Source organism: Enterococcus sp. DIV0294, from assembly GCF_050558155.1.
In the GTDB taxonomy this organism is placed as follows: Bacteria; Bacillota; Bacilli; order Lactobacillales; family Enterococcaceae; genus Enterococcus; species Enterococcus faecalis.
Genome location: NZ_CP187889.1, coordinates 2,108,496 through 2,126,640, shown reverse-complemented (window position 1 = coordinate 2,126,640; position 18,145 = coordinate 2,108,496). Strand labels below are relative to the sequence as shown.

Annotated in this window: 20 protein-coding genes; all 20 read left to right on the top strand. The window is 38.5% G+C overall.

Annotated features, from left to right (window positions below):
• The first annotated feature begins 54 nt into the window (after positions 1-54).
• On the top strand, positions 55-1,539 hold the full coding sequence (locus tag IGJ20_RS10330; protein WP_077932753.1) for a nicotinate phosphoribosyltransferase: 1,485 nt from the start codon (positions 55-57) through the stop codon (positions 1,537-1,539).
• 2 nt (positions 1,540-1,541) lie between these two features.
• Complete coding sequence (gene nadE / locus IGJ20_RS10325; protein ID WP_002356540.1) at positions 1,542-2,369, top strand: ammonia-dependent NAD(+) synthetase; 828 nt, start codon at positions 1,542-1,544, stop codon at positions 2,367-2,369.
• Between the two features lie 168 nt (positions 2,370-2,537).
• Positions 2,538-4,367, top strand: coding sequence for a heavy metal translocating P-type ATPase (locus IGJ20_RS10320; protein ID WP_161970842.1), 1,830 nt, complete (start codon positions 2,538-2,540; stop codon positions 4,365-4,367).
• Between the two features lie 91 nt (positions 4,368-4,458).
• Positions 4,459-4,743: a (4Fe-4S)-binding protein gene (locus tag IGJ20_RS10315; protein ID WP_010710643.1), complete on the top strand. Its 285-nt coding sequence runs from the start codon at positions 4,459-4,461 to the stop codon at positions 4,741-4,743.
• Complete coding sequence (locus tag IGJ20_RS10310; RefSeq protein WP_002388385.1) at positions 4,733-5,008, top strand: GNAT family N-acetyltransferase; 276 nt, start codon at positions 4,733-4,735, stop codon at positions 5,006-5,008. Before IGJ20_RS10315 ends, IGJ20_RS10310 begins: the two co-directional genes overlap by 11 nt.
• A 167-nt stretch (positions 5,009-5,175) precedes the next feature.
• The gene (gene secG / locus IGJ20_RS10305; protein ID WP_002356546.1) at positions 5,176-5,412 is read left to right on the top strand and encodes a preprotein translocase subunit SecG; all 237 of its coding nucleotides are present in this window, start codon (positions 5,176-5,178) and stop codon (positions 5,410-5,412) included.
• A 145-nt stretch (positions 5,413-5,557) separates the two neighbouring features.
• Positions 5,558-6,331 carry an alpha/beta hydrolase gene (locus IGJ20_RS10300; protein WP_002384145.1) on the top strand — a complete coding sequence of 258 codons (774 nt, stop codon included), beginning with the start codon at positions 5,558-5,560 and terminating at the stop codon, positions 6,329-6,331.
• Positions 6,331-8,700: a ribonuclease R gene (rnr, locus tag IGJ20_RS10295; protein WP_002388384.1), complete on the top strand. Its 2,370-nt coding sequence runs from the start codon at positions 6,331-6,333 to the stop codon at positions 8,698-8,700. The genes IGJ20_RS10300 and rnr overlap by 1 nt, the downstream gene beginning before the upstream one ends.
• A gap of 12 nt (positions 8,701-8,712) precedes the next feature.
• Positions 8,713-9,177, top strand: a complete 465-nt coding sequence (smpB, locus tag IGJ20_RS10290) for an SsrA-binding protein SmpB (protein WP_002356550.1) — start codon at positions 8,713-8,715, stop codon at positions 9,175-9,177.
• 302 nt (positions 9,178-9,479) lie between these two features.
• A complete protein-coding gene (gene atpB, locus IGJ20_RS10285; protein ID WP_002356551.1) occupies positions 9,480-10,199 on the top strand; it encodes a F0F1 ATP synthase subunit A in 720 nt (239 codons plus the stop codon).
• A gap of 48 nt (positions 10,200-10,247) precedes the next feature.
• Positions 10,248-10,469, top strand: coding sequence for an ATP synthase F0 subunit C (gene atpE / locus IGJ20_RS10280; protein WP_002356552.1), 222 nt, complete (start codon positions 10,248-10,250; stop codon positions 10,467-10,469).
• A gap of 137 nt (positions 10,470-10,606) precedes the next feature.
• The gene (atpF, locus tag IGJ20_RS10275; protein WP_002365031.1) at positions 10,607-11,137 is read left to right on the top strand and encodes a F0F1 ATP synthase subunit B; all 531 of its coding nucleotides are present in this window, start codon (positions 10,607-10,609) and stop codon (positions 11,135-11,137) included.
• Entirely contained in the window at positions 11,124-11,666 is a 543-nt protein-coding gene (gene atpH, locus IGJ20_RS10270) for an ATP synthase F1 subunit delta (protein ID WP_002356554.1), read from the top strand. Before atpF ends, atpH begins: the two co-directional genes overlap by 14 nt.
• Before the next feature lie 28 nt (positions 11,667-11,694).
• A complete protein-coding gene (gene atpA / locus IGJ20_RS10265) occupies positions 11,695-13,251 on the top strand; it encodes a F0F1 ATP synthase subunit alpha (protein ID WP_002356555.1) in 1,557 nt (518 codons plus the stop codon).
• 15 nt (positions 13,252-13,266) lie between these two features.
• Entirely contained in the window at positions 13,267-14,175 is a 909-nt protein-coding gene (locus IGJ20_RS10260; RefSeq protein WP_002395717.1) for a F0F1 ATP synthase subunit gamma, read from the top strand.
• Between the two features lie 73 nt (positions 14,176-14,248).
• Positions 14,249-15,655 carry a F0F1 ATP synthase subunit beta gene (atpD, locus tag IGJ20_RS10255; RefSeq protein WP_002356558.1) on the top strand — a complete coding sequence of 469 codons (1,407 nt, stop codon included), beginning with the start codon at positions 14,249-14,251 and terminating at the stop codon, positions 15,653-15,655.
• A 16-nt stretch (positions 15,656-15,671) separates the two neighbouring features.
• Positions 15,672-16,091 (top strand): F0F1 ATP synthase subunit epsilon, encoded by a 420-nt coding sequence (locus tag IGJ20_RS10250; protein WP_002356559.1) that lies wholly within the window; start codon positions 15,672-15,674, stop codon positions 16,089-16,091.
• Between the two features lie 188 nt (positions 16,092-16,279).
• Positions 16,280-16,516 (top strand): DUF1146 family protein, encoded by a 237-nt coding sequence (locus IGJ20_RS10245; RefSeq protein ID WP_002356560.1) that lies wholly within the window; start codon positions 16,280-16,282, stop codon positions 16,514-16,516.
• A gap of 102 nt (positions 16,517-16,618) precedes the next feature.
• Positions 16,619-17,920, top strand: a complete 1,302-nt coding sequence (gene murA, locus IGJ20_RS10240; protein WP_126254653.1) for a UDP-N-acetylglucosamine 1-carboxyvinyltransferase — start codon at positions 16,619-16,621, stop codon at positions 17,918-17,920.
• Between the two features lie 13 nt (positions 17,921-17,933).
• The gene (locus tag IGJ20_RS10235) at positions 17,934-18,110 is read left to right on the top strand and encodes a DNA-directed RNA polymerase subunit beta (protein WP_002356564.1); all 177 of its coding nucleotides are present in this window, start codon (positions 17,934-17,936) and stop codon (positions 18,108-18,110) included.
• Positions 18,111-18,145: the final 35 nt, after the last annotated feature.

Below are 18,145 nucleotides of genomic sequence, written 5' to 3'. Positions count from 1 at the left end.
TTTTTTGTTATAATATAAACAAGTTTTTAATACAAAGAATAGAGGTAGAAAACGATGAACTATACATATGCAGATGATAGTTTGACATTGCATACAGATATGTATCAAATCAATATGATGCAAACATACTGGGAATTAGGGAGAGCAGATTTACATGCTGTTTTTGAATGTTACTTTAGAGAGATGCCCTTTAATCATGGCTACGCAATTTTTGCAGGTTTAGAACGTTTAGTCAATTATCTCGAAAATTTAACGTTTACAGAATCTGATATTGCATATCTCCGAGAAGTTGAAGAATATCCAGAAGATTTCTTGACGTATTTAGCAAATTTTGAATTTAAATGTACTGTACGCTCTGCTTTAGAAGGGGATTTGGTTTTTAATAACGAACCGTTAATTCAAATTGAAGGTCCTTTGGCACAATGTCAATTGGTAGAAACTGCCTTGCTAAATATGGTGAATTTCCAAACATTAATTGCGACAAAAGCGGCTCGAATTAAATCCGTGATAGGCGATGATCCTTTATTGGAATTTGGAACACGCCGGGCACAAGAATTAGATGCTGCCATTTGGGGCACAAGAGCCGCCTATATTGGTGGGGCGGACGCGACAAGTAATGTTCGTGCTGGTAAAATTTTTGGTATTCCGGTTAGTGGGACCCATGCCCATTCATTGGTTCAGTCGTATGGAAATGATTATGAAGCATTCATGGCGTATGCCAAAACACATCGGGATTGCGTTTTCCTTGTTGATACGTATGATACTTTGAAAGCGGGAGTGCCAAGCGCAATTCGAGTAGCTCGAGAAATGGGGGATAAAATTAATTTCCTAGGTGTGCGGATTGATAGTGGCGATATGGCTTATATTTCTAAACGAGTTCGTGAACAACTGGACGAAGCTGGCTTTACTGAAGCAAAAATTTATGCATCGAATGATTTAGATGAAAATACGATTTTGAATCTAAAAATGCAAAAATCAAAAATTGATGTATGGGGCGTGGGTACCAAGCTGATTACCGCCTATGATCAACCGGCTTTAGGAGCGGTGTTTAAATTAGTTTCAATTGAAGGTGAAGATGGTCAAATGAAAGATACCATTAAACTATCTAGCAATGCTGAAAAAGTGACAACACCAGGAAAAAAACAAGTCTGGCGCATTACACGTAAATCTGATAAAAAGTCAGAAGGGGACTATGTGACACTTTGGAATGAAGATCCTCGCCAAGAAGAAGAAATTTATATGTTCCATCCCGTTCATACCTTTATTAATAAGTATGTCCGTGATTTTGAAGCACGGCCAGTACTCCAGGATATTTTCGTTGAAGGAAAACGTGTGTACGAATTACCAACTTTAGATGAAATTAAACAATATGCAAAAGAAAATTTAGATTCACTTTGGGAAGAATACAAGCGGGACTTGAATCCGCAGAAATATCCAGTGGACCTTTCAACAGATTGTTGGAACCACAAAATGAATTTATTGGAAAAAGTGCGTAAAGACGTTAAACATTTAACGGAAACGGTGAATAAGGAGGCCTAGAAATGACAACACTTCAAGAAAAAATCATTCAAGAGTTAGGTGTTTTACCGACAATTGATCCAAAAGAAGAAGTTCGTAAAAGTATTGATTTTCTGAAAGCTTATTTAACTAAACATCCTTTTTTAAAAACCTTTGTCTTGGGAATTAGTGGCGGACAAGATTCAACATTAGCTGGTCGCTTAGCACAATTAGCGATGACTGAAATGCGCGAAGAAACAGGAGATATGTCGTATCAATTTATTGCGATTCGCCTTCCATACGGTGAGCAAGCAGATGAAGCTGATGCACAAGCCGCGCTAGCCTTTATCCAGCCAGATGTTTCTTTACGAGTGGATATTAAACCAGCAGTGGATGCAATGGTTGGTTCGCTAGAAAACGCTGGTGTTCAAATTAGCGATTTTAATAAAGGGAACATGAAAGCACGTCAACGTATGATTACACAATATGCAGTAGCTGGCGAAAATGCTGGCGCAGTAATTGGCACAGACCACGCAGCCGAAAATGTGACAGCTTTCTTCACCAAATATGGCGATGGCGGAGCGGATATTTTACCGTTATTTCGTTTAAATAAGCGCCAAGGAAAAGCTTTGCTGAAAGAACTTGGGGCACCAGAAGCCTTGTATCTAAAAATACCAACAGCTGATCTAGAAGATGACAAACCGTTAGTTGCAGATGAAGTTGCCTTAGGTGTCACGTATGATGCCATTGATGACTATTTGGAAGGCAAAAAAGTCTCGGAAACAGATCAACAAACAATTGAAAACTGGTATAAAAAAGGACAACACAAACGGCATTTACCCATTACAATTTTTGATGATTTTTGGAAATAAAAACACAGACCATCGGCGAATGAACGATGGTCTGTGTTTTTTTTACATAACTACTTTTCAGAAAGTAAACGTTGCTACAGCAACTATCCTATGATAATGAAAGTCGTTTTCATTTAGGCGTTTTCACTTTCTTTTTCAAAACAGAAAAGGTACGCTCAATAATGTAAAGTGAATGATGGGAGAGAAAAAGAGATGAAGCATGTAACAAAATTGGGGATTACAATTATAACAGGAGTTTTGGCATTATTATTTGAATTTATTTTACATCAGCCGAATTGGGCGTATGGCATTATTTTAATAACAGGTTCTGTAATGGCGTTAATGATGTTCTGGGAAATGATTCAAACCTTACGTGAAGGAAAATATGGTGTCGATATTTTAGCGATTACCGCTATCGTTGCAACCTTAGCTGTGGGAGAATACTGGGCCAGTTTGATGATTTTAATTATGTTGACTGGTGGTGATTCATTAGAAGACTATGCCGCTGGAAAAGCTAACCAAGAGCTGAAGTCATTATTGGATAACTCGCCACAAAAAGCTCATCGCTTGAATGGCGAAAATTTAGAAGATGTTTCTGTTGAGGAAATCAATGTTGGCGATGAATTAGTAGTAAAACCAGGGGAACTAGTTCCAGTTGATGGCTTGGTAAAAACCGGGACATCAACAGTCGATGAATCTTCATTAACAGGAGAATCAAAACCAATTGAAAAAAATCCTGGGGATGAATTAATGTCGGGTTCCGTGAATGGTGATGGCTCTTTGAAAATGGTTGCTGAAAAAACTGTAGCAGACAGTCAATATCAAACAATTGTGAACTTAGTGAAAGAATCTGCGGCACGTCCAGCTCATTTTGTACGTTTAGCAGACCGCTATGCGGTACCTTTTACACTAGTTGCCTACCTAATTGCAGGTGTTGCTTGGTTTGTTTCGAAAAGTCCGACACGCTTTGCGGAAGTCTTAGTGGTTGCTTCGCCGTGTCCTTTAATTCTATCTGCCCCAATTGCTTTAGTGGCAGGGATGGGTCGTTCAAGTCGTCATGGGGTCGTTATTAAATCGGGAACGATGGTCGAAAAATTAGCTTCTGCAAAAACGATTGCGTTTGATAAAACAGGCACGATTACGCAAGGACAACTTTCTGTTGATCAAGTCCAACCAGTCAATGCTGGAATAACTGCTGCTGAATTAGTGGGATTGGCAGCAAGCGTGGAACAAGAATCAAGTCATATTTTAGCTAGATCAATTGTTGCTTATGCCAGAAAGCAAGATGTCCCATTAAAAAATATTACAGATCTAGCGGAAGTTTCTGGTGCTGGCGTGAAGGCATTTGTGGATGGTGCTGAGATACGGGTAGGTAAAAAGAATTTTGTGACACAAGAGTCTCAAGCAACTGAAAAAATTGATAAAACGACTATTCATATTTCACGTAATGGCACATATTTAGGGCGAATTACTTTTACAGACACTGTACGCCCAGAAGCAAAAGAGACTATGGAAAAATTACACCAATTACATCTTCAACGAATTTTAATGCTGACGGGGGATCAAGAATCCGTCGCAGAAACGATTGCTGCAGAAGTAGGAATTACCGAAGTACATGGGGAATGTTTACCACAAGATAAGTTAACCATTTTAAAAGAATTGCCTAAAGAAAATCATCCAGTCATCATGGTAGGAGATGGTGTAAATGATGCACCTTCGCTTGCTGTTGCAGACGTAGGTATTGCTATGGGCGCTCATGGAGCTACTGCGGCTAGTGAAACTGCTGACGTTGTTATTTTAAAAGATGACTTAAGTAAAGTCAGCCAAGCGGTCGAAATTGCCCAAGATACCATGAAAATTGCCAAACAATCTGTATTAATCGGAATTTTTATCTGCGTTTTACTAATGCTAATTGCTAGTACCGGGATCATTCCGGCGCTAATCGGGGCTATGCTACAAGAAGTCGTGGACACTGTGTCAATCTTATCTGCTTTGCGTGCTCGTCGAATTGGCAAGTAAGGTGGAACAATTAATTGCCTGAATGTCCAGCTTAGTGGTAAAATAAAGGTACGTTTTTAATATTAATAAGTTACAGGGGAGAGATTGTGCAATGAAAGGAAACCAAATAGATGGGCAACCAGTCACGGAAGAACAACTATTAAAAGAAGGCTACCGTAAATATACTGGGAAAGGAATTGATATCTTTTATAATAAAGATATTTGTGAACATATTGGTAATTGTGTTCGCGGAAATCCAGAAGTCTTTGAAGTTGGTCGGAAACCATGGATTATTCCAGATAACGGAAGTGTTGAAAATGACATGATTGTGGTAGATTCATGTCCAAGTGGGGCTCTAAAATATATTCGGAAAGCAGGGAACGAATATGCAAATTAAAGAAGAAAACAATCGTTTTGCTCTATATAACGATGAAAACCAAGAAATTGGTGAAATGACTTGGTCAGACGCTGGCGAAAGCATGATGATTATTGATCATACGTTTGTTGATCCAAGTTATCGTGGACAAAAATTAGCTGAAAAACTTGTTTTAGCCGGTGTTGAAAAAGCGAGAAAAGAGCATAAAAAAATTATTCCGCTATGTCCATTTGCCAAAAAAGAATTTGATACTAAACCTGAATACGGAGACGTATTGAGAAAATAAAGAAGAAACTAGCAACAGCCGCAAGTAGAAATCTGATTCCTACTTGCGGCTGTTGCTATTAGAGACAAATAAGGAAAGACATTAAATTTCACTGGTGTTTACAGATAAAATATGCTACATTAAAGTAGATGAATTTCGCATATTTGTATAAAAAGGAGAATTAACGCATGTATAATCTAATCTTAACGTTGGTCATCATTTTATCTGTTTTAATCGTCATTACTGTTATGATGCAACCAAGCAAACAAAACAGTGCAGCAAGTGCCTTCACTGGCGGTGCAGATAAATTATTTGGGAAGCAAAAAGCGCGCGGTTTTGAAGCTGTTATGCAACGCTCAACAGCAGTTCTTGGCGCAATTTGGATGATTTTATTATTTGTTTTGGCGTTCTTATCTTCAAAATAAGTACGTAATCTTTTAAAATGACAAGTTTAGAACAGAGAGATGAGTGCGGACACTTATTTTTCTGTTCTTTTTCTTTCTGAAAAAGTCTTTGAAACTTATCATTTCGGAAGGTTTTCTTTTGAGAATATGATAGAATGAAGCTGAGGTGAGCGAAGTGGCAAAAAAAATCAATTTACCGAAGCCGTTATTTTCAGAAAAAGGAAAACGGGCGGTCCTTTTATTACACGCTTATTCTGGCAGCAGTAATGATGTACGGATGTTAAGCAGACGTTTAGAAAAAGAAAATTATACTGTCTATTCGCCTAATTTTTCAGGACATGGCACGCTAGTTCCTGAAGATATTTTAGATCAAACAACGGAACAATGGTGGCAAGATACACAAGAAGCAGTCGCTTTTTTGAGAGAAAGAGGTTACCAAGAAATTGCCATTTTTGGTTTATCAATGGGCGGGATTTTCAGTATGCATGCATTAACGGAACAATTAACAGGATTAATTGGTGGTGGATTTTTCTGTTCACCGATCTACCCTGTCGAAAATAAAGTCCCAGAAAATTTTGTATTATACGCAGAAAACGTGATGAAAATCGCAGAAGTTCCTGCAGAGGAACAACAAAGCCGGTTGCAATCGATTGAGCAACGAGTCAAACAACAATTAGGAGCGATTGAAACGATTGCTAGTCAGACGGCTGACAAACTAAACAAAATCCACGCACCTCTTTTCTTAGCGCAAGCTGGCAAAGATGAAATGATTGAGCCAATGGGCGTCTATCAAACGGCCCAAGCGCTAACACAAGCACGTGTGACCTTACAATGGTACCCAAACAGCGGACATGTCATTACGGTGAGTGGAGAACACAAACAATTAGAGCAAGATGTGGTGCAATTTTTAGCAACACTACCTTGGAATGAGGAGAAATAATGACAAAACAAACAATTAAAGAGCAAATTTTACATTTCATGGAAAGCCAAAAAAAGAAAAGCTTTTCAATGGAAGAAATTGCACAAGGCTTGAATTTAGAAAAAAGTTCAGATTTTAAAATTTTAGTGCAAACCATTGCACAAATGGAACGAGAAAAGTCAGTTAGTTTCAACAAAAAAGGCAAAGTCCTGTTACCAATGAAAGACTTATTAATAGAAGGAACGTTTCGTGCAAATGAACGAGGCTTTGGTTTCGTGACCATCGATCCTGAAGAACCAGATGTTTACATTCCTAAAGAGGCAACGAACTTTGCAATGGATGGAGATACGGTTTTAATCGACGTGATCCAACATGCGGATCCTTTTTCAGATCGCGGCGCAGAAGGTAAAGTCAAAGAAATTAAAGAGCGAGCAGTGAGCCAAGTTGTCGGAGAATTTGTGGCATATAGTGAAGAAGAAATGGCAGAAATGGGACTGTATGGCTACATGATTCCCAAAGATAAGAAATTGAATCAGTATACTGTATCAATTGCACCTGAAGGGATTAAGCCAGTAGATGGTAGCATTGTCATTGCTGAAATTACCTATTATCCAGATCAAGAATATCCAACGAGTATGGAAGGACTAGTCAAACAAGTGATTGGTCATAAAAATGATCCAGGAATGGATATTTTATCAATCGTGGTGGCTCATGGAATTCCCACAGCATTTCCTGATGAAGTTTTGGCTGAAGCGGACCAAGTACCAGAAACTATTGCAGAAAGCGATTTAGTCGGTCGTCGGGATTTACGTGATCAGTTGATTGTGACGATTGATGGAGAAGATGCGAAAGATTTAGATGATGCAGTAACGGTACAAAAGTTAGCAAATGGCAATTTCTTTTTAGGGGTGCATATTGCAGATGTTTCTTATTATGTAACTGAAGGAAGCCAATTGGATATGGAAGCGTATGAACGCGGCACAAGTGTCTATTTGACAGACCGAGTTGTGCCAATGATTCCGCAGCGATTATCAAATGGGATTTGTTCGCTAAACCCACATGTTCCACGTTTAACCATGAGTTGTGAGATGGAAATTACACCAGAAGGAGAAGTTATTTCGCATGAAATTTTCCAAAGTGTAATCCAAACAACGGAGCGAATGACCTATACAGCAGTCAATGAAATTTTAGAAGAGCAAAAACCTGAAACGTTAGAACGCTACAAAGAGCTAGTTCCCATGTTTAAAGAGATGGGCGAGCTGCACCATATATTAGAAGAGATGCGTATGCGCCGTGGTGCGATTTCTTTTGAAGATCGTGAAGCCAAAGTCCTAGTTGATGAAAATGGTCATCCCCAAGATATTCTTTTACGCACGCGTGGCGTGGGTGAACGATTAATTGAATCCTTTATGTTGGCAGCGAATGAAACTGTGGCGCGTCATTATCATGACTTAAAACTGCCATTCATTTATCGGATTCATGAACAACCAAAAGAAGAAAAAATGCAACGTTTCTTTGACTTTGCTGCAGTACTTGGCATTCTTGTTAAAGGAACAAAAGAAAACATTTCACCGAAAGATTTACAAAAAGTTTTAGAGCAAGTTGAAAATAAGCCGGAAGAAGTGGTTATCAATACGATGTTACTAAGAAGTATGCAACAAGCGAAATACTCAGAAGACAACTACGGACACTATGGGTTGGCTGCTGAATATTATACGCATTTCACTTCACCAATACGTCGTTATCCAGATTTAATTGTGCATCGTTTGATTCGCAGCTATAGCCAAGATCAATCTGAAAAAAATCAAGAAAAATGGAACGAAGCATTACCAGAAATTGCCAATCATAGTTCAAGTATGGAACGTCGCGCAGTTGATGCAGAGCGTGAAGTGGACGCCATGAAGAAAGCCGAATTTATGGTAGATAAAGTGGGAGAAACGTATGACGGGATTATCAGCTCAGTCACAAAATTTGGTATCTTTGTGGAACTGCCTAATACAATAGAAGGCTTAATTCACGTGAACAACTTAAAACAAGATTATTTCCACTTTATTGAAAATCATATGGCGTTAGTTGGTGAACGGACGGGAATGACTTTGAAAATTGGTCAGAAAGTTCAAATCCGTGTTGAAAAAGCTGATCCAGAAACAAGAGAAGTTGATTTTGAATTGATTTCAGCTGAGGAAGTCGCGCCAGTCGAAGGACTAAAAGGACGTAAAAAAGGTAAAGCCAATTCTTCAACTCGTTCAAATAATCAACGAAGAAATAAAAAAGATGAATCATTTGATGGTAAGAAAAAGAAAAATAAGAAAAAAGGCAAAGGCAAAAAACAACCTTTTTATAAAGAAGCAATGAAACAAAAAAATAAAAAAGGGAAAAAGAAGAAGTAGAGGAGGTCGCTTATGCCAAAAGGGGAAGGAAAATTAATCGCACAAAACCGCAAAGCTAGACATGATTATTCAATTATCGATACGGTTGAAGCAGGTCTTGTTTTACAAGGAACAGAAATCAAATCTATTCGTAATGGTCGTATCAATTTAAAAGATGGTTTTGCACGAATTCGAAACGGAGAAGCCTTTTTGTATAATGTTCATATTAGTCCATATGAACAGGGAAATATTTTTAATCATGACCCATTACGTACCAGAAAATTATTATTACACAAAAAACAAATTAATAAGTTAATCGGCGAAACCAAAAATACAGGTATCACATTAGTACCTTTGAAGGTCTATATTAAAGACGGCTATGCCAAAGTTTTGATTGGTTTAGCTAAAGGGAAAAAGCAGTATGACAAGCGTGAAGACTTGAAACGTAAGGAAGTTGACCGACAAATCAGCCGAACATTAAAAAATAACCGACGTTAAAAATGTAAATTTATTCTTTTTCGCATATTTGCTTGCCTTTCTTCGGATTAGGTGTAAAATCTGGTAAGTGTTGAGTAAATGAATGTAAATGATTCATTTTTTAATCGCTTCGGAAAGCAGTACCACCCTGCATTAGATTGGTTTATGGAAAAGGTTTTCCAACCAATTTTCAACACATGAAATTTTAAAAGTAAACTATTTGTAAATTATCAACAAGTGGTGGTACGATAGCTTTGCCAGGGATTATCACTCAGGAGTAGGATGAAACTTCTGAAAGATTGTTGGAAAAGAGGTGAATTGATTTGGAAGAGAAGAAATTACTCTTCAATATCGGACCAATTTGGTTTGATGGAACCATTGTTTTGATGGTGCTGTTGACGTGTATCATTGTTTTCGCCTTTGTCTATGCTTGTACGAGAAATATGAAGCTACGACCTAAGGGCAAACAAACGGTCATCGAATGGTTAGTGGATTTTATTCGTGGAATCATTACAGACAATTTACCTCGTAAAGAAGTGAGCAATTTTCATTTAATGGCGTTTACCCTCTTCATGTTTGTGCTTGTTTCAAACATCTTGGGTCTCGTTACAAAAATCGTTGTGGGCGACGATCTCAGCGTTTGGAAAAGTCCAACCGCCGATCCAATCGTAACCTTAACGTTAGCGATGATGATGATTGTCTTAACACACTTCTTTGGTATGAAACGCTTTGGTTTTAAAGGCTATCTAGTTAATAGTTATTTAAGACCCGTTGGTTTCTTACTACCGGTAAAATTAATGGAAGAATTCACGAATCTATTAACATTAGGCTTGCGTTTGTACGGAAACATTTTTGCCGGCGAAGTTCTATTGGGCTTAATTGCTGGAACCGTAGCAAGCGTCGGATTATGGGTTATCCCACTAGCAATTCCGCTAGAAATGATTTGGGTAGCATTCTCAATCTTTATTGGATGTATCCAAGCGTTTATCTTTGTGACACTTTCAATGGTTTATATGTCACACAAAATTGAAACAGAAGAATAATCAAGAAATACGAAGGACAAAAATTATCTTTTAGGAGGATTTTACACAATGGAAGGATTAAATTTTATCGCAGCAGCAATTGCAATTTTCGGTTCAGCTATCGGAGCCGCTATCGGTAACGGACAAGTTATTTCAAAAACAATCGAGTCAATGACTCGTCAACCAGAAATGTCTGGTCAATTAAGAACAACAATGTTTATCGGGGTCGCTTTAATCGAAGCTGTGCCAATTTTAGGTGTCGTTGTTTCTTTATTACTTTTATTCAGATAAGCAATAAAATGGAGGCAGGACGCTGATTATTATCGGGACCGTCACTGCTTTCTTCTATCTTTAGCCTTTTCAATAGCTGGTGATAAAGCAGTTGAAGAAGCTAAATCGATTTTTGCAGGAAAGGAAGTTGAGACTTCATGCTACTTACTACATTGGTAGTCGGTGAAACGGCTCCTAGTACCACACTAGGCACGATGATTGTTGTCAGTGGTGCATTTTTAATCTTGATGCTCTTATTAAAGAAATATGCATGGGGAGCAATCGTAGATATTTTGACACAACGTGAAGAAAAAATTGCCAACGATTTAGACTCTGCAGAACAATCTCGCGTAGCAGCAGCGAAAATGGAAAAAGAACGTCAACAACAATTACTTTCTTCCAGATCAGAAGCAGCTGAAATTATTAAAAACGCGAAAGAAAGTGGAGAACAGACTCGCCAAAAAACATTAAAAGAAACAACTGCGGAAGTTACTCGCCTACGCGAAAAAGCTCGGACAGATATTTCACAAGAACGTGAAGAAGCATTGTCTTCAGTAAAAAATGAAGTGGCAGATCTTTCTCTTCAAATTGCAGCCAAAATTTTAAATAAAGAATTAACACCAGATGCACATGAAGCATTGATTGATTCTTATATTGAAAGTTTAGGTAAAGCAAATGAAACTAGATAAATATACAGTTGGTAAACGCTACGGCAAGGCTTTGTTTGAGTTGGCAGTTGAAAAGAACCAAGCTGAAGCAATTTATCAAGAATTATTGACGCTTCGCGAAGTCTATCACCAAGTACCTGGTATTGGCGATATTTTAAGTGATGATCGCTTAGAACCTTATGAAAAAGACAGCATCATGGAAAAACTAGTAACAGGTTTTAGTGAAATGATGCAAAACTTTTTGCGAGTGGTTTACGAATATCGTCGCATGTACGATCTGCTCTTGATGATTGATGAATATGAACGACGTTATGATGAGCACCAAGGACTAATTTTGGGTTCAGTGACAACAGCCATTCCTTTATCAAAAGAACAACATCAAGCAATGGAAGAAAAAGCTGCCCAATTATTAGGGTATGAACAAGCGCATTTAGTCAATTTAATTGACCCGTCAATTGTCGGCGGAGTGGTTATTGAAGCAAACCATCAAGTAATCGATGGCAGCATCCGCAAACAATTAGAACATATGCAGCAGAAGTTATTAAAATAATCTTTAGGACTACAAAGAGGTGAATTGAATGGCTATCAAAGCAGAAGAAATCAGTGCCTTGATTAAAGAACAAATCGAAAACTATCAACAACAGCTTGCTGTTGAAGAAGTTGGAACAGTCACTTACGTCGGTGACGGAATTGCCCGCGCCCACGGTTTAGAAAATGCCATGAGTGGAGAACTTGTTGAGTTTTCAAACGGTTCATACGGAATGGCACAAAACTTAGAAACAAATGATGTAGGGATTATTATCCTTGGCGATTTTGAAACCATTCGTGAAGGAGATAAAGTACAACGCACAGGCAAAATCATGGAAGTACCCGTTGGGGAAGCTTTGATTGGCCGTGTTGTTAATCCATTAGGTCAACCATTAGATGGTTTAGGCGAAATTAAAACAGACAAAACACGTCCTGTGGAAGCAACAGCTCCCGGTGTTATGCAACGTCAATCTGTTGCTGAACCAATGCAAACTGGTTTAAAAGCCATTGATGCCCTCGTACCAATTGGTCGTGGACAACGGGAATTGGTTATTGGAGACCGTAAAACAGGGAAAACATCGATTGCAATTGATACAATTATTAACCAAAAAGGACAAGATGTAATTTGTATTTATGTAGCGATTGGTCAAAAAGAATCTACTGTTCGTAACCAAGTAGAAACACTTCGTAAATTTGGTGCCTTAGATTATACAATCGTTGTGACTGCAGGGGCTTCACAACCAGCACCATTACTTTACATTGCACCATATGCAGGAACTGCAATGGGTGAAGAATTCATGTATAACGGCAAACATGTCTTAATTATTTTTGATGACTTATCAAAACAAGCCGTGGCTTATCGTGAACTTTCTTTACTATTACGCCGTCCACCAGGTCGTGAAGCTTATCCAGGGGATGTCTTCTATTTACACTCACGTTTGTTAGAACGTGCAGCTAAATTAAGTGATGAATTAGGTGGCGGTTCAATGACAGCCTTACCATTCGTTGAAACACAAGCAGGCGATATTTCTGCTTATATTCCAACAAACGTTATTTCAATCACTGATGGACAAATTTTCTTAGAAAGCGACTTGTTCTATGCAGGCACTCGTCCAGCCGTTGATGCTGGGTTATCTGTTTCTCGGGTCGGAGGATCAGCGCAAATCAAAGCAATGAAAAAAGTTGCCGGAACGCTTCGTTTAGACTTAGCTAGTTACCGTGAGTTAGAAGCCTTTACACAATTTGGCTCTGATTTAGATGCGGCAACACAAGCTAAATTAAACCGTGGTCGTCGTACGGTAGAAATTTTAAAACAAAAACTACATGCGCCACTGCCTGTAGAAAAACAAGTCTTAATTTTATATGCGTTAACACACGGCTTTTTAGATAGCGTGAGCGTAGATAAAATTTTACACTTTGAACAAGATTTATTCGATTATTTTGATGGCAAACATGCAGACTTATTGGAAACTATTCGTACAACGAAAGACTTACCAGATACTGATGCATTAGATGCAGCGATTACAGAGTTTTCTGAAATGTTTGCAGCGGCAAACAACAGCGGAGATTCAGCCAAAGAAGCTTTAGAAAAAATCGATAACGCATAAGAGAGGTGAGCGACATTGGGTGCTTCATTAAACGAAATCAAACAACGCATTGCATCAACAAAAAAGACAAGCCAAATTACCAAAGCGATGCAAATGGTTTCTGCAGCCAAATTGACCAAGTCAGAAGGCGCCTCTAAAAGCTTTCAAGAATATTCTTCAAAAATTCGTAGTGTCGTTACGCATTTAGTAGCTGCTCAGTTAAGTGAATTACGTGAAACAGAACAAGCTTCTCTTAGTGAAGGGAACTATCATGTGATGTTAGCACAACGACCTGTCAAAAAAACAGGCTATATCGTTATCACTTCTGACAAAGGGTTAGTTGGTGGCTACAATAGCTCAATCTTAAAACAAACCATGAGTATGATTCAAGAAGACCACGATTCTAATAAAGAATATGCCTTAATCGCCATTGGTGGTACAGGGGCGGATTTCTTTAAAGCACGCGGAATCGATGTTTCCTATGAGCTAAGAGGCTTAACGGATCAACCAACGTTTGAAGAAGTCCGTAAGATTGTGACAACGGCAACGACTATGTACCAAAACGAAGTGTTTGATGAATTGTATGTTTGTTATAATCACCACGTTAACTCACTAACGAGTCAGTTTCGTGTGGAAAAAATGTTGCCAATTACTGATTTAGATCCATCAGAGGCGACCTCTTACGAACAAGAATATCTTTTAGAGCCTTCACCTGAAGCAATATTGGATCAATTATTACCACAATATGCAGAAAGCTTAATTTATGGGGCGATCATTGATGCGAAAACAGCAGAACATGCTGCTGGGATGACCGCCATGAAAACAGCCACTGACAATGCGCAAAATATTATTAGCGATTTAACAATTTCTTATAACCGTGCTCGTCAAGGGGCGATTACCCAAGAAATTACAGAAATTGTTGCTGGTGCAGCTGCACTAGAATAATCTAGTCTTACGTTTGAACGTTTATAAAAACGTTCAAAGCGTGTGACTTTATGAAGACTGGAGGAAAGAAATTATGAGTTCAGGAAAGATTGTTCAAGTAATCGGTCCCGTTGTTGACGTGGAATTTTCATTAGATCAATCCTTACCCGATATTAACAACGCTTTAGTCGTTTATAAAAATGGCGAAGCAAAACAAAAAGTAGTACTTGAAGTCGCTTTAGAACTAGGTGATGGAGTGATTCGTTCTATCGCCATGGAATCGACAGATGGTTTACAACGTGGAATGGAAGTTATCGATACAGGAAAATCAATTTCAGTTCCTGTTGGTAAAGATACATTGGGTCGTGTGTTTAACGTTTTAGGAGACACAATTGACTTAGAAGCGCCATTCCCTGCAGATGCTGAACGTAGTGGGATTCATAAAAAAGCGCCAGCATTTGATGAATTAAGTACCAGTAATGAAATTTTAGAAACAGGGATTAAAGTTATTGACTTATTAGCACCTTATCTAAAAGGTGGTAAAGTCGGACTTTTCGGTGGTGCCGGTGTTGGTAAAACCGTCTTAATTCAAGAATTAATTCATAATATTGCCCAAGAACATGGAGGGATTTCCGTCTTTACTGGTGTTGGTGAACGGACACGTGAAGGGAACGACCTGTACTATGAAATGAAAGATTCAGGCGTTATTGAAAAAACAGCCATGGTTTTTGGTCAAATGAACGAACCACCAGGTGCACGGATGCGTGTGGCCTTAACTGGGTTAACGATTGCTGAATATTTCCGTGATGTGGAAGGACAAGACGTGCTATTATTTATTGATAACATTTTCCGTTTCACCCAAGCCGGTTCAGAAGTTTCTGCCCTTTTAGGTCGGATGCCGTCAGCCGTTGGTTACCAACCAACCTTAGCGACTGAAATGGGACAATTACAAGAACGGATTACTTCAACGAAAAAAGGATCAATTACCTCTATTCAAGCAATCTATGTTCCAGCCGATGACTATACCGATCCAGCGCCAGCAACAGCGTTTGCCCATTTGGATGCAACAACTAACTTGGAACGTAAATTAACCGAACAAGGGATTTATCCAGCGGTAGATCCGTTAGCTTCATCTTCTAGTGCCTTGGCTCCTGAAATTGTTGGAGAAGAACACTACGAAGTGGCTACCGAAGTGCAACATATTTTACAACGTTACCGTGAATTACAAGATATCATCGCTATTTTAGGGATGGACGAATTATCAGATGACGAAAAAGTACTTGTTGGTCGCGCACGCCGTGTTCAATTCTTCTTATCTCAAAACTTTAACGTTGCTGAACAATTTACAGGTCAACCTGGTTCTTATGTACCAGTTGCGGAAACAGTTCGTGGCTTTAAAGAAATTCTTGAAGGTAAACATGACAATCTGCCAGAAGAAGCCTTCCGTAGTGTCGGTAAAATTGAAGATGCCATCGAAAAAGCGAAACAATTAAACTACTAGAAAGGCGGCAAACACAATGGATAGTCTTACTGTGAATGTAGTAACGCCTAATGGTCTAGTTTATGACCACCATGCAAAAATCGTTGTGGCGAAAACAACAGATGGTGAAATTGGTATTTTACCAAAACATGCGCCAATCATCGTTCCGCTAGCGATTGATGAAGTCCGCATCAAACGGACCGATTCAGATACACATGTTGACTGGGTAGCTGTAAATGGTGGTATCATGGAAGTCCGTGATAATGTCGTTTCTATTATTGCCGATAGTGCCGAACGTGAACGAGATATCGATGTACCTCGTGCTGAACGAGCAAAACAACGAGCAGAACGTTTAATTGAAGAAGCCAAAGCAAAAGATGACCGCGATCAACTACGTCGTGCGACTGTTGCTTTGCATCGTGCAATCAACCGGATCAACGTATCGAAACATGGGTAAAAAAGGCTGAAGGATTCAGTCACTTTTGTAGAGTTTAAGGCGCTTGCTATTGAGTCAGTTGCCTTAAACTCTATTTCTTCGTATTTTTTAATAAATAGTGTCAAATTTTGGCATTTCAAGTGGATTAATTATCGGTTTTTATTATTTTGTGATAAAATGTTCCTACGTTAGAAAAAAGGAGGCTCCTTATGCAATACTATGGAGTAGATGCTATTGTTCGAATCGTTAGTCATCTTATGTTCATTTACATAAGTTTTTGGGCGTTGCAATCATTGCGTATTGAGCAATTTTTCAAAACCCAATTTACACCGCAAATTAGAATGCTGATGGTATTTTTCGCCATCGCTATCGGATACACAGTTAGCTCGTTTGCTTTAGAATTGATTGCGCTTTGTCGAAATCTTTTCATTGTGTATTTTCCTTAAAAATTGAAAAATAAAAAAAGGTACAATTTTTAGTTGAATAATGGTATAATAGTAAAGATTTTGAATAGGAATACCTATTCTCATTTTTTTGGGGGGAACAAAATGGAACAAATTATTGTTCATGGTGGTAATACAAAATTAGAAGGAACTGTAAAAATTGAAGGCGCCAAAAACGCTGTTTTACCAATTTTAGCAGCTACTCTTTTAGCTGAAGAAGGCGTTACTACTTTAAAAAATGTACCAATTTTATCTGATGTATTTACAATGAATCAAGTAATTAAGCATTTGAATGTAGCCATTGATTTTGATGAAGACGCGAATGAAGTAACAATAGACGCAACACAACCTTTAGGGATCGAAGCAAACTATGAGTACGTTAGTAAAATGCGTGCTTCTATCGTTGTAATGGGACCTTTATTGGCTCGTAATGGCCATGCCAAAGTGGCAATGCCAGGTGGCTGTGCCATTGGGAAACGACCAATTGATTTACACTTAAAAGGCTTCCAAGCATTAGGTGCAAAAATCATCCAAAAAAATGGTTATATTGAAGCAATTGCGGATGAACTAATCGGTAACACTATTTACTTAGACTTCCCAAGTGTCGGCGCTACGCAAAACATTATGATGGCTGCTGTTCGTGCGAAAGGAACAACCATCATTGAAAACGTTGCTCGTGAACCTGAAATCGTTGACTTAGCAAACATTTTAAACAAAATGGGTGCCAATGTTATCGGTGCTGGAACAGAAACGATGCGTATCGAAGGCGTCGATAAATTACATGCCGTAGAGCATTCAATCGTTCAAGATCGAATTGAAGCAGGTACGTTCATGGTAGCTGCAGCAATGACTGAGGGTAATGTTTTAATTGAAGAAGCAATTTCTGAACATAATCGTCCGCTAATTTCTAAATTAACTGAAATGGGTGCAATCATTGAAGAAGAAGAAAACGGCATCCGTGTAATTGGACCAAAATATCTAAAACCAACAGATGTTAAGACAATGCCGCATCCTGGTTTCCCAACAGACATGCAAGCACAAATGACAGCAATCCAAATGTTTGCTGAAGGAACAAGCATCGTGACAGAAACAGTCTTTGAAAATCGTTACCAACACTTAGAGGAAATGCGTCGAATGAACGCTGACTTAAAAATTGACGGCAACATTGCCGTTATTAATGGCGGCAACGAGTTACAAGGAGCAGCAGTGGAAGCCACTGATTTACGGGCAGCTGCCGCATTGATTTTAGTAGGGTTACGTGCAAATGGCATTACACGTGTCTCTAATTTGAAATATTTAGATCGTGGCTATTATGAGTTCCATAAAAAACTTCAAAAATTAGGCGCGAACGTTGAACGTGTCAATGATGAAAAAATTGAAGAAAAACAAGCAACGACAGTAATCTAAAGGAGTCAAACGTATGAGTTCATTTCGTTATATTTTAGTAACATTATTGAAAATTCTAGTGGTCATTTCGTTAGTCATTATCTTATTTGTTGTGGGAACAATGATTGGTTATGGTTTGATTGGAAATGGGAATCCAATGGATGTCTTTGATGAAAAAATTTGGACTCATATTATGAACTTCTTTAAATAAAAACTTATTTTAAGGCGGTGAACAAAAGTCAATTG

Coding starts and splice junctions, on each gene's coding strand:
- IGJ20_RS10315 (WP_010710643.1), top strand. CDS start 4,459: ATGAAAGGAAACCAAATAGATGGGCAACCAGTCACGGAAGAACAACTA.
- rnr (WP_002388384.1), top strand. CDS start 6,331: ATGACAAAACAAACAATTAAAGAGCAAATTTTACATTTCATGGAAAGC.
- atpA (WP_002356555.1), top strand. CDS start 11,695: ATGGCTATCAAAGCAGAAGAAATCAGTGCCTTGATTAAAGAACAAATC.
- smpB (WP_002356550.1), top strand. CDS start 8,713: ATGCCAAAAGGGGAAGGAAAATTAATCGCACAAAACCGCAAAGCTAGA.
- atpE (WP_002356552.1), top strand. CDS start 10,248: ATGGAAGGATTAAATTTTATCGCAGCAGCAATTGCAATTTTCGGTTCA.
- secG (WP_002356546.1), top strand. CDS start 5,176: ATGTATAATCTAATCTTAACGTTGGTCATCATTTTATCTGTTTTAATC.
- atpF (WP_002365031.1), top strand. CDS start 10,607: ATGCTACTTACTACATTGGTAGTCGGTGAAACGGCTCCTAGTACCACA.
- IGJ20_RS10245 (WP_002356560.1), top strand. CDS start 16,280: ATGCAATACTATGGAGTAGATGCTATTGTTCGAATCGTTAGTCATCTT.
- IGJ20_RS10330 (WP_077932753.1), top strand. CDS start 55: ATGAACTATACATATGCAGATGATAGTTTGACATTGCATACAGATATG.
- murA (WP_126254653.1), top strand. CDS start 16,619: ATGGAACAAATTATTGTTCATGGTGGTAATACAAAATTAGAAGGAACT.
- atpH (WP_002356554.1), top strand. CDS start 11,124: ATGAAACTAGATAAATATACAGTTGGTAAACGCTACGGCAAGGCTTTG.
- nadE (WP_002356540.1), top strand. CDS start 1,542: ATGACAACACTTCAAGAAAAAATCATTCAAGAGTTAGGTGTTTTACCG.
- IGJ20_RS10310 (WP_002388385.1), top strand. CDS start 4,733: ATGCAAATTAAAGAAGAAAACAATCGTTTTGCTCTATATAACGATGAA.
- atpD (WP_002356558.1), top strand. CDS start 14,249: ATGAGTTCAGGAAAGATTGTTCAAGTAATCGGTCCCGTTGTTGACGTG.
- IGJ20_RS10235 (WP_002356564.1), top strand. CDS start 17,934: ATGAGTTCATTTCGTTATATTTTAGTAACATTATTGAAAATTCTAGTG.
- IGJ20_RS10250 (WP_002356559.1), top strand. CDS start 15,672: ATGGATAGTCTTACTGTGAATGTAGTAACGCCTAATGGTCTAGTTTAT.